Source organism: Streptomyces sp. NRRL WC-3605 (assembly GCF_001509795.1).
Taxonomy (GTDB): Bacteria; Actinomycetota; Actinomycetes; order Streptomycetales; family Streptomycetaceae; genus Streptomyces; species Streptomyces viridochromogenes.
In genome coordinates this window covers 63,282-73,915 of sequence record NZ_LLZN01000081.1, presented here as the reverse complement: position 1 = coordinate 73,915, position 10,634 = coordinate 63,282, and the positions used below count along the sequence as shown (strand labels likewise).

Below are 10,634 nucleotides of genomic sequence, written 5' to 3'. Positions count from 1 at the left end.
ATAGCCAATTTGCCTGACACCCCTCGGATACTGTTAAGGCAAGTGCAGAACTACCCCACTTACCTCACGTGCCTGAAGAAACTCAGACACCCAAGATAATCGTGGCGGCGGTGGCCTTCGCCGTGGTGCTCTACAAAGTCGTGACGAGCGGGGAGGTCAGTGCGGAGCTCCAGGGCATCGTGAAGCGGGCGCTCGATGGCGGGGCGTGAGCGGGGCGACGGACGCGGGCCGGGCGGTCGTCCGGCCCGCGGGGCCCCCGCGGCAGGCAGGGCAGACAGGAAGGGCCGGGTCGGTGTGCTCGGCTCGGACCGGGGGTTCGTGACGGCCGAGTCGGCTGTCGTGCTGCCGGTGCTCGTGCTGTTCGCCATGGCGCTGGTGTGGGGGCTGCTCGCGGTGGCGGCGCAGATCCAGTGCGTGGACGCGGCCCGCACCGGGGCTCGCGCGGCAGCCCGGCAGGACCCGGACGACGCCGTCATCAAGGTGGCCGGCGACGTCGCCCCGCGCGGCGCGAAGGTCACGGTGGCCCGGGAAGGGGGCGTGGTCCGGGTGATTGTGGTGGCCAGACCGCCGATGCTGCGCGGGCTGCCGTTCGAGGTACGCGAGGAGGCCGTGGCGTCGGCGGAGGAGATGGTGGGGGTGGAGCCGTGAGCGCGGGGAGCGGACGAGGGCGTAGGCGCCTCGTGGGGGTGTCCCGGGCAGGTGTCGCCGGGTCCGATCGGGGGTCGGCCACCGCCTGGAGCCTCGGCCTGATCGCCGTCCTGTGCGTCGTGTTCGGCGTGGTGCTGGCCCTCGGGCAGGCGGTGGTGATCCGGCACCGGGCCGCGGGCGGTGCGGATCTGGCGGCGCTCGCGGCGGCCGACCACTGGGCGGAGGGCACGGCTGGGGCCTGCGCCCGGGCGGAGCGGGTCGCCGAGGCGAGCGGGGCGCGCCTGGTGCGGTGCGCGGTCGTGGGCGACGTGTCGGACGTGACGGCGGCATCCGGACGGGGGCCCTTCACCGCGGAGGCCAGGGCTCGGGCGGGGCCCGGGGGAGCGGCTGTGCCTGGGGCACCGGGTGAGGTTGCAGGAGGGGGCGTACTCGAGGTGCCGGGCGGCACCGGAGGAGCGGGCGGGTCTGGAGAGCCGGGCGTGCCCGGGGGACTAAAGAAGGCCGAGGGACCGAAAGGGCCCACCCCGCGAGAGGGAGAAGGCCCCCCCGCGGCGGGGAGCCGTAAGGGTTACGCGAGGTACCGGCCGAGCGCGCCGACGCCCACCGCCTACGCCCGCGCTTCCTCCTCGTCCGCAGCCGGAGAGGTCGCCCCGGGCTGAGCCGGAGAGTTCCCTCCGGGGGGAGCCGAAGAAGTCCGACCGGTCGGAGCCGAAGACGTCCCCTCGGCCGAATCTGCTCCCGTGCTGCCGGCCGCCTCCCCGCCGGCATCCCCCGCCTGCGCCTCCGCCCGGGGTTCCCCCTCAGGCCCGGGCTTCCCTCTCCGCCGGGGCTTCCCTTTCCGCGCGATCCTGCGCCTCCGCCCCGGCCTCCCCGTCCGCCCCGTCCGCCCCAGCCTCCTCCTCCGCCCCGGCCGCCGCCGCCTCCCTCAGCAGCACCGTCAGCAGCCGTACGGCTCCCCGTTTGTGCAGTGGGTCGTTGCCGTTGCCGCACTTGGGGGACTGGATGCAGGACGGGCAGCCGGCCTCGCACTCGCAGGAGGCGATGGCCTCGCGGGTGGCCGTCAGCCAGGCGCGGGCCGTGTGGAAGGCGCGCTCCGCGAAGCCGGCGCCACCGGGGTGGCCGTCGTAGACGAAGACCGTCGGGAGCAGCGTGTCGGGGTGCAGCGGGATCGACACGCCGCCGATGTCCCAGCGGTCGCAGGTCGCGAAGAGGGGCAGCAGGCCGATCGAGGCGTGTTCGGCGGCGTGCAGGGCGCCGCCGAGGATCTCCGGGGTGATCCGGGCCTCGTCGAGCTGGTCCTCGGTGACCGTCCACCACACCGCGCGGGTGCGCAGTGTCCGAGGAGGGAGGTCGAGTTTCGTCTCGCCCAGCACTTCGCCGGTGATGAGCCGGCGCCGCAGGAAGGAGACCACCTGGTTGGTGACCTCGACGGAGCCGTAGCAGAGGCGGCCGTCGCCCCACGGGATCTCGGTCTCGGTCTCGAGGACGGAGATGGCCGTGGTGTCCCGGGCGACCGTGGAGTACGACGGGGACGCCTGCTCCACCAGGGCGACCGAGTCCTCGAGGTCGAGGGAGCGGACGAGGTAGGTGCGGCCCTGGTGCAGATGGACCGCGCCCTCGTGCACGCTCGTGTGCGCGGCGCCCGCGTCGACGGTGCCGAGCAGGCGGCCCGTGCCGGCCTCGACGACCTGGACAGGGCGGCCGCCCCCGCCGCGGATGTCGGTCAGGTCGGCGGCCCGTTCCCGGCGGGTCCAGTGCCACGCCCTGGTGCGGCGGCGCAGCAGCTTCGCGGCCTCCAGCTGGGGCAGCAGGCCCTCGGCCTCCGGGCCGAAGAGGACCAGGTCCTCCTCGGTGAGCGGGACCTCGGCGGCGGCCGCGCACAGGTGGGGTGCGAGGACGTACGGGTTGTCGGGGTCGAGGACCGTCGACTCCACCGGGCGGTCGAAGAGGGCCTCCGGGTGGTGGACGAGGTAGGTGTCCAGCGGGTCGTCGCGGGCGACCAGGACGGCCAGCGCGCCCTGCCCGGAGCGGCCGGCCCGCCCCGCCTGCTGCCACAGGGAGGCACGGGTGCCCGGATAGCCGGAGATCAGGACGGCGTCCAGGCCGGAGACGTCGATGCCGAGTTCCAGGGCGGTGGTGGCGGACAGGCCGAGGAGTTCGCCGGAGTGCAGAGCCTGCTCCAGGGCGCGTCGCTCCTCGGGGAGGTAGCCGCCCCGGTAGGCCGCGACACGCCCGGCGAGCGAACGATCTACTTCGGCGAGCCGTTCCTGCGCGATGACCGAGATGAGCTCGGCGCCGCGCCGGGAGCGGACGAAGGCGACCGAGCGGATGCCCTGCACCGCGAGGTCGGTCAGGAGGTCCGCCGTCTCGGCGGTGGCGGTACGCCGGACGGGTGCGCCCTTCTCACCCTGGAGTTCGGTGAGCGGGGGTTCCCAGAGGGCGAAGACGAGTTCGCCGCGTGGGGAGGCGTCGTCGGCGATCTCCACGACCGGCAGCCCGGTCAGGCGCCGCGCCGCGACGGCGGGCTCGGCGGCGGTGGCGGAGGCCAGCAGGAAGACGGGGGAGGAGCCGTAGCGGGCGCACAGGCGGCGCAGGCGCCGCAGCACCTGGGCGACGTGGGAGCCGAAGACACCGCGGTAGGTGTGGCACTCGTCGACGACGACGTACTTCAGCGCCTTCAGGAAGGAGGACCAGCGGGGGTGGGACGGGAGTATGCCCCGGTGGAGCATGTCGGGGTTGGTGAGGACGTAGTTCGCGTACTGGCGGATCCACTCGCGTTCCTCGAACGGCGTATCGCCGTCGTACACGGCCGGCCGGACCGAATTGCCCAGCGGATGTGAAAGTTCCTTCACGGAGCGGCACTGATCCGCCGCGAGCGCCTTCGTCGGCGACAGGTACAGGGTGGTGGCGCCGCGTCCGTTCGGGGCCTCGGAGCCGTCCAGGAGGGTGGAGAGGACCGGCACCAGGTACGCGAGGGACTTGCCGGAGGCGGTGCCCGTGGCGACGACCACGGACTCGCCGTCCAGGGCGTGCTCGGCGGCGCGTGCCTGGTGGGCCCAGGGATGTTCGATCCCGGCGCCCTGCACGGCGGCGATGACCTCGGCGCGGATCCGGTCGGGCCAGACGGCATGACGCCCTGCTCGCGGGGGCACATGCTCCGTATGAGTGATGCGCGAAGCCCGACTCGGCCCCGAGGCGAGTCGGCCCAGCACCGCGCCCGGGTCCACCCGGGAGACGGGGCCCGTCGGGGATCGATCGGATCGGTGATTCTTGGCCATCGGCACCGAGTGTGTCACTGGCGTGACGGACAATGGGACCAAGGCGTCGTGCACGCCTGCCGGTAAGTGATTGAATGCCATCGCGGCTGGCGAACCGTCCTTGGGGTTGCAAGCCGAGGTGTCCCGAGGGGCGACCGCTCGATAGCAAGGTGCTGGAGGATCCGTGGACCTGTCCCTGTCGACCCGTACCGTCGGCGATCGTACGGTCGTCGAGGTCGGTGGCGAAATCGACGTATATACCGCGCCCAAGCTGCGCGAGCAGCTGGTCGAGCTGGTGAACGACGGGAGTTTCCACCTCGTCGTCGACATGGAGGGCGTGGACTTCCTCGACTCCACCGGGCTCGGCGTGCTGGTCGGCGGCCTGAAGCGCGTGCGTGCCCATGAGGGCTCCCTGCGCCTGGTCTGCAACCAGGAGCGCATTCTCAAGATTTTCCGTATCACCGGCCTGACCAAGGTGTTCCCGATCCACACCTCGGTCGAGGAAGCGGTGGCGGCGACCGACTGAGTCACCGCACACCCGGGGGCGCGGTGACGCGTGCCCGGACTGGGAAGTGGTTAGGAGACGGGGGACTGGGCTTTCGGCGGCCCGGTCCCCCTGACAGCACGCCCGAAGTTCCGAGGGGGATGCATGGCCACCGTTGAACTCCGCTTCAGCGCGCTGCCCGAGCACGTCAGGACCGCCCGTCTGGTGGCGGCAGCGGTGGCGCGCAGGGCCGGAGTGGACGAGGCCGTCCTGGACGAGGTCAGGCTCGCCGTGGGTGAGGCGTGCAGCCGTGCCGTCGGACTGCACCAGAGCGTCGGCATCACGGCGCCGGTGAAGGTGTCGCTGATCGAGGAGGAGAAACAGTTCTCCATCGAGGTCGGCGACAAGGCCCCGCACGCCGTTCCCGGTGAGGGGGCCGCCGGTGGTCCCGGTGGCGACGAGATCGACGCCGAGGAGGACGAGATGGGCCTCGCGGTCATCAGCGGGCTCGTCGACGACGTCGAGGTCTCGGCGGGCGAGCACGGCGGTCTCATCCGTATGACGTGGCCGACCGCGCCGCAGACCGTGGTGCTGCCCTGAACCAACTGAGGCATCCGCGCACTTCTTCCGAAGGGGTCCTGCTGAGCAGGGCCCCTTCGTGTTTTATCGTATGACGCCGGTGAATTCGTGAAGGAATTCACGATCGATTGTCCGATCATTGATCAAGGTCGCGATCATCGGATCAAGGGGCAATCAGGGCGTCAATGGTTTTGGGGCATTAGCGCTTTCGGGTTCTGTGGCTGGATGTCGATCATTTGCTGAACGGCATGTGAAGGCCAATTCCGCTTACCGCCATCTGTTTTGATCAGGTTCCGGTACCTAGAATCCGTCCACATCTTGAGCTCAGCCCAAGCGTCAAGGAGGACGAATGGCGGGGCTTTCTACCCCTCATCAGCTTGACCATCCCACTACTCTCGCAGCGGCCGTACTGACGGATGACAACCGGGTGATCATCTCGGTGATCGGCGTGGTCGCCCTGGCGGCGCTCGTCGTCGCCGGCGTCCTGGTGCGTCAGGTGCTCGCCGCGGGCGAGGGTACCGACAGCATGAAGGAGATCGCCGCCGCGGTCCAGGAAGGCGCCAACGCCTATCTGGCCCGTCAGCTGCGCACGCTCGGCGTATTCGCCGTCGTCGTGTTCTTCCTGCTCATGCTGCTGCCCGCGGACGACTGGAATCAGCGCATCGGCCGATCGGTCTTCTTCCTGATCGGCGCCGCGTTCTCGGCTGCCACCGGCTATATCGGCATGTGGCTCGCCGTGCGCAGCAATGTGCGCGTCGCCGCGGCGGCACGGGAAGCGACCCCCGCGGAAGGTGAGCCGGAAAAGGATCTCACCGCCGTCTCGCACAAGGCCATGAAGATCGCTTTCCGCACGGGCGGCGTCGTCGGCATGTTCACGGTGGGGCTCGGTCTGCTGGGCGCCTCCTGTGTGGTGCTCGTCTACGCGGCCGACGCGCCGAAGGTGCTCGAAGGATTCGGTCTCGGTGCCGCGCTGATCGCGATGTTCATGCGTGTCGGCGGTGGCATCTTCACCAAGGCCGCCGACGTCGGCGCCGACCTGGTCGGCAAGGTCGAACAGGGCATTCCGGAGGACGACCCGCGCAATGCCGCGACCATCGCCGACAACGTGGGCGACAACGTCGGCGACTGCGCCGGAATGGCGGCCGACCTCTTCGAGTCGTACGCGGTGACGCTGGTCGCCGCCCTGATCCTCGGTTCGGCCGCGTTCGGCGACCTGGGGCTCGCGTTCCCGCTGATCGTGCCCGCGATCGGCGTGATCACCGCGATGATCGGCATCTTCGCGGTGGCGCCGCGCCGCTCCGACCGCAGCGGCATGACCGCGATCAACCGCGGGTTCTTCATCTCCGCGGTCATCTCGATCGTGCTGGTCGCGATCGCCGTGTTCGCCTACCTGCCGTCGTCCTACGCGGACCTCGACGGCGTCACCGACGGCGCCATCGCGGCCAAGGACGGCGACCCGCGCATCCTGGCGCTCGTCGCCGTCGGCATCGGCATCGTGCTCGCGGCGGTCATCCAGCAGCTGACCGGGTACTTCACCGAGACCAGCCGGCGTCCCGTCCGGGACATCGGCAAGTCCTCGCTGACCGGTCCCGCGACCGTCGTCCTCGCCGGCATCTCCGTCGGTCTGGAGTCCGCCGTCTACACCGCCCTGCTGATCGGCCTCGGCGTGTACGGGGCGTTCCTGCTCGGCGGCACGTCGATCATGCTGGCGCTGTTCGCGGTGGCGCTCGCCGGCACCGGCCTGCTCACCACGGTCGGTGTGATCGTCGCCATGGACACCTTCGGTCCGGTCTCCGACAACGCGCAGGGCATCGCCGAGATGTCCGGCGACGTCGAGGGCGCGGGCGCCCAGGTGCTCACCAACCTGGACGCGGTCGGCAACACCACCAAGGCCATCACCAAGGGCATCGCCATCGCCACAGCCGTCCTGGCGGCCGCGGCGCTGTTCGGGTCGTACCGCGACGCCATCACCACCGGAGCGCGGGACGTCGGCGAGAAGCTCACCGGCGAGGGCGCGCCGATGAACCTGATGATGGACATCTCGCAGCCCAACAACCTGGTCGGCCTCATCGCCGGCGCGGCCGTCGTGTTCCTCTTCTCGGGACTCGCCATCAACGCCGTGTCGCGGTCGGCGGGCGCGGTGGTCTACGAGGTGCGGCGGCAGTTCCGTGAGCGGCCCGGGATCATGGACTACACGGAGAAGCCGGAGTACGGCAAGGTCGTGGACATCTGTACCCGGGACGCCCTGCGCGAGCTGGCCACGCCCGGTCTGCTCGCCGTGATGGCGCCGATCTTCATCGGGTTCACGCTCGGCGTCGGCGCCCTCGGCGCCTTCCTGGCGGGCGCGATCGGCTGCGGCACGCTGATGGCGGTCTTCCTCGCCAACTCCGGAGGTGCCTGGGACAACGCCAAGAAGCTCGTCGAAGACGGCCACCACGGCGGCAAGGGCAGCGAGGCCCACGCCGCGACGGTGATCGGCGACACGGTCGGGGACCCCTTCAAGGACACCGCCGGACCGGCGATCAACCCGCTGCTGAAGGTGATGAACCTCGTCGCGCTGCTCATCGCGCCCGCGGTCATCCAGTTCAGCTACGGCGAGGACAAGAACGTCGCCGTGCGCGTCCTGATCGCCGTGGCCTCGCTGCTGGTGATCATCGGCTCGGTCTACGCGTCCAAGCGCCGTGGCATCTCCATGGGCGACGACGGCAACGCCGAGAGGGTGTCCAAGCCGGCGGATCCCGCGGTGGTTTCGTAGGCGGTCTTACGACGGCCCGGCTCCAGGGGCGGGCGGCCCGGCGCGCATCGACGTGCCGGCCGCCCGCTCCGCGCTTGTTCACGCCCCACGCCGTGACGCTTGTCTCACATGGTGTAAACAGCGTGAACAGGTAATAAAAGCCGCAAATAGCACCCTGTCATCATCTGCCCGCCGTGTAGGGTCCCGTGGCCGAGAGCCACGAAGGGACCAGACCGGTGAACAAGAAGCTCGCTGCCTCGCTGTCCGGCGGTGCGGTACTGATACTGGCGCTGACGGGCTGCACGAGCGACGAGGGCAACAAGGAGCTCGACGCCTGGGCCAAGAAGGTCTGCGACCAGGTGCCGGCCCAGAACGCCAAGATCTCGGCCGCCTACGTCGCGATCACCAAGGCGGCCAAGGACACCTCCAGCACGCCCAAGGAACTGCAGGCGGCCGACTCCAAGGCCTTCCAGGACCTCGCCGACGGCTACAAGGCGCGCGCCACGCTCATCCGTGACGCCGGTGCGCCCCCCGGCGTCGAGGACGGCGCGAAGAACCAGCAGGACGTCGTCAAGAAGCTGACCGAACTCTCCGCCGCCTACGGCGACCTGAAGAAGGAGGTCGACGGGCTGAACACCAAGGACCAGGGGAAGTTCGCGTCCGGCCTGAAGGACGTGTCGGCCGAGATGAAGCAGGTCGAGACGCAGCGTCAGAGCGCCATCGCCTCGTTGAAGAAGCTCGAGTCGGGTGACGTCAAGACGGCCCTCACCTCGCAGGAGGGCTGCAAGCAGGCCGTCGAGTCCGGGTCCGCCGGCTGACCGCCCGATGACGCGGCGCGGGTCACAATGAGGGCGTGAGCGACTCCAGCCAGCCTGACCCGACCGTCCTGCCCGACCTCCCCGCGCTGCCCGGCACCGGGCAGCCGGATGCCGCAGCCCGTCTGCGGGAGGCCCTCCTCGGGGCCTCCTTCACCGCCGACGGGCTGCTCGAGCTGCTGGGCGCGCCCGCGTACGCGGCGCTCGCCCGCAGCGAGACGGTGCCCGCGCTCCGGGCCACGCGCGGTGACACCCCACTGGAGGCGCTCGTACGGCTGTTCCTGCTCCAGCAGCCGGTGCCGTACGCGCGCGTGGTGGACGTCCTGCCCGTCGACCCGTGCCTGGAGAGCGGCTGGCTGGCTCGGGCCGGCGGCGACGACGTCCGTGCCACGGTCGACGTACGGCCCTACGGCGGGCCGCGGGGCGAGGACTGGTTCATCGTGTCCGACCTGGGGTGCGCGGTCGGTGGTGCCGGCGGCATCGGGAACTCGGCCGAGGAGGTCGTCCTCGGCGTGGGCGGCGCCTCGACGACCCTCGCCGGGATCACCGTGCGCACACCGGTCGCCTCCGCGCTCGACCTCGGCACCGGCTCCGGCATCCAGGCCCTGCACGCCGCGCAGCACGCCACGCGCGTGACGGCGACCGACCTCAACCCGCGCGCGCTGCACATCACCGCGCTCACCCTGGCGCTCTCCGGAGCCCCGGCGGCGGACCTGCGGGAAGGATCGCTGTTCGAGCCGCTTGAGGAGGGGGAGACGTACGACCTGATCGTCTCCAACCCGCCCTTCGTGATCTCGCCGGGCGCCCGGCTGACGTACCGCGACGGCGGGATGGGCGGCGACGACCTGTGCCGCTCCGTCGTCCAGGGAGCGGGCGACCGCCTGAACGAGGGCGGGTACGCCCAGTTCCTCGCCAACTGGCAGCACGTGGAGGGCGAGGACTGGCAGGACCGGGTCCGCGCGTGGGTGCCGCGCGGCTGCGACGCGTGGATCGTGCAGCGCGAGGTGCAGGACGTCACGCAGTACGCCGAGCTGTGGCTGCGGGACGCCGGTGACCACCGCGGGGACCCGGCCGCGTACCAGGCGCGGTACGACGCGTGGCTGGACGAGTTCGAGGCGCGCAAGGTGAAGGCCGTCGGTTTCGGCTGGGTCACCCTGCGCCGGACGTCGGCCGCCGAGCCGTCGATCACGGTCGAGGAGTGGCCCCACCCCGTCGAACAGCCGCTCGGGGACACCGTGCGCGCGCACTTCGAGCGCCTCGACTATCTGCGCGGCCGGGACGACGCCGCGCTGCTGGAGGACCGCTTCCGGCTGGTGGCCGAGGTCGTGCAGGAGCAGATCGGGCTGCCGGGCGCCGAGGACCCCGAGCACGTGGTGCTGCGGCAGCACCGGGGCATGCGGCGGGCCACCCAGGTCGACACGGTCGGCGCGGGCTTCGCCGGCGTGTGCGACGGCTCGCTGACCGCGGGCCGGATCCTGGACGCCATCGCCCAGCTGATGAGCGAGGACCCGGTGCTGCTGCGCGACCGTACGCCCGCCCAGATCCGGCTGCTGGTGGAGCAGGGGTTCCTCGAAGCCGTGCGGTGACGGGTCGCCGGGCGCGGCCGGGGCCGGGACGTCGGACGTGGCCGTGGCCGGGACGCCGGACGCGGCCGGGAGGCGGGCGAAACAGGCCAACCTCCTGGAACCGGCCACGTACGCCGACGCCGCGCGCGGACTCCCGTTCACCCCGGGTTCGCCCGCCCGTCCCCCGCGCCTGACAGCCTCGCCGGGCCGAGGCACGCGCGTGTGGGGACGCGCGGCGGGAAGAGGGGCGAGCCAGATCATGGAAACCGGACCGGCGATCTTCATGGGCGTCGTGTTCGCCCTGTTCGGCGGGGGCCTCTCGGTGTGGACCGTGGTCCGGGTGCGGCAGCGCCGGCCCGTCGCCCACGGTGTGAACCCCGTCGCATCGGCGGCGCTCGCGGGCCTGGTCTCGGCGCTCGCGTTGATCATCGGAATCTGGGGCTTCTCCCGTCTCTGATCACGGCTCGTGAGCTGCGCGGCCGATAATCGGGGGCCGATCTTCCGGAAAGGCTCGAAAAGGCCGCCGGCCACTCCGGGCGGCAGGAATGGCGG

The 10,634-nt window shown here is 71.3% G+C and carries 8 protein-coding genes and 2 pseudogenes; 9 read left to right on the top strand and 1 reads right to left on the bottom strand.

Annotation, left to right across the window (positions count from 1 at the left end; all coding sequences use genetic code 11):
- Positions 1-98 precede the first annotated feature (98 nt).
- The 3 genes and pseudogenes from ADL34_RS35200 to ADL34_RS36880 form a co-directional block, all read left to right on the top strand.
- Positions 99-209 (top strand): annotated as a pseudogene (locus tag ADL34_RS35200) (DUF4244 domain-containing protein); the annotation flags it as partial.
- An 85-nt stretch (positions 210-294) separates the two neighbouring features.
- Positions 295-648 carry a TadE family type IV pilus minor pilin gene (locus ADL34_RS27545; protein WP_324610588.1) on the top strand — a complete coding sequence of 118 codons (354 nt, stop codon included), beginning with the start codon at positions 295-297 and terminating at the stop codon, positions 646-648.
- A 38-nt stretch (positions 649-686) separates the two neighbouring features.
- A pseudogene (locus tag ADL34_RS36880) lies at positions 687-1,043 on the top strand (Rv3654c family TadE-like protein); the annotation flags it as partial.
- 405 nt (positions 1,044-1,448) lie between these two features.
- Here ADL34_RS36880 and ADL34_RS27535 read toward each other — a convergent pair.
- Positions 1,449-4,007 carry a DEAD/DEAH box helicase gene (locus tag ADL34_RS27535; RefSeq protein ID WP_234375119.1) on the bottom strand — a complete coding sequence of 853 codons (2,559 nt, stop codon included), beginning with the start codon at positions 4,005-4,007 and terminating at the stop codon, positions 1,449-1,451.
- Positions 4,008-4,089: 82 nt separating this feature from the next.
- Here ADL34_RS27535 and bldG point away from each other — a divergent pair, with 82 nt between their 5' ends.
- From bldG to ADL34_RS27505, 6 genes are all read left to right on the top strand, one after another.
- The gene (gene bldG / locus ADL34_RS27530; RefSeq protein ID WP_003975386.1) at positions 4,090-4,431 is read left to right on the top strand and encodes an anti-sigma factor antagonist BldG; all 342 of its coding nucleotides are present in this window, start codon (positions 4,090-4,092) and stop codon (positions 4,429-4,431) included.
- A 123-nt stretch (positions 4,432-4,554) separates the two neighbouring features.
- Positions 4,555-4,989 (top strand): ATP-binding protein, encoded by a 435-nt coding sequence (locus ADL34_RS27525; RefSeq protein WP_062673096.1) that lies wholly within the window; start codon positions 4,555-4,557, stop codon positions 4,987-4,989.
- 328 nt (positions 4,990-5,317) lie between these two features.
- On the top strand, positions 5,318-7,723 hold the full coding sequence (locus tag ADL34_RS27520; protein WP_062673098.1) for a sodium-translocating pyrophosphatase: 2,406 nt from the start codon (positions 5,318-5,320) through the stop codon (positions 7,721-7,723).
- 215 nt (positions 7,724-7,938) lie between these two features.
- Positions 7,939-8,520 carry a hypothetical protein gene (locus ADL34_RS27515; RefSeq protein WP_062673100.1) on the top strand — a complete coding sequence of 194 codons (582 nt, stop codon included), beginning with the start codon at positions 7,939-7,941 and terminating at the stop codon, positions 8,518-8,520.
- A 35-nt stretch (positions 8,521-8,555) separates the two neighbouring features.
- A complete protein-coding gene (locus ADL34_RS27510) occupies positions 8,556-10,103 on the top strand; it encodes a DUF7059 domain-containing protein (RefSeq protein WP_402546766.1) in 1,548 nt (515 codons plus the stop codon).
- A 238-nt stretch (positions 10,104-10,341) separates the two neighbouring features.
- A complete protein-coding gene (locus ADL34_RS27505; RefSeq protein ID WP_062673211.1) occupies positions 10,342-10,539 on the top strand; it encodes a hypothetical protein in 198 nt (65 codons plus the stop codon).
- The last annotated feature ends 95 nt before the right edge of the window (positions 10,540-10,634 follow it).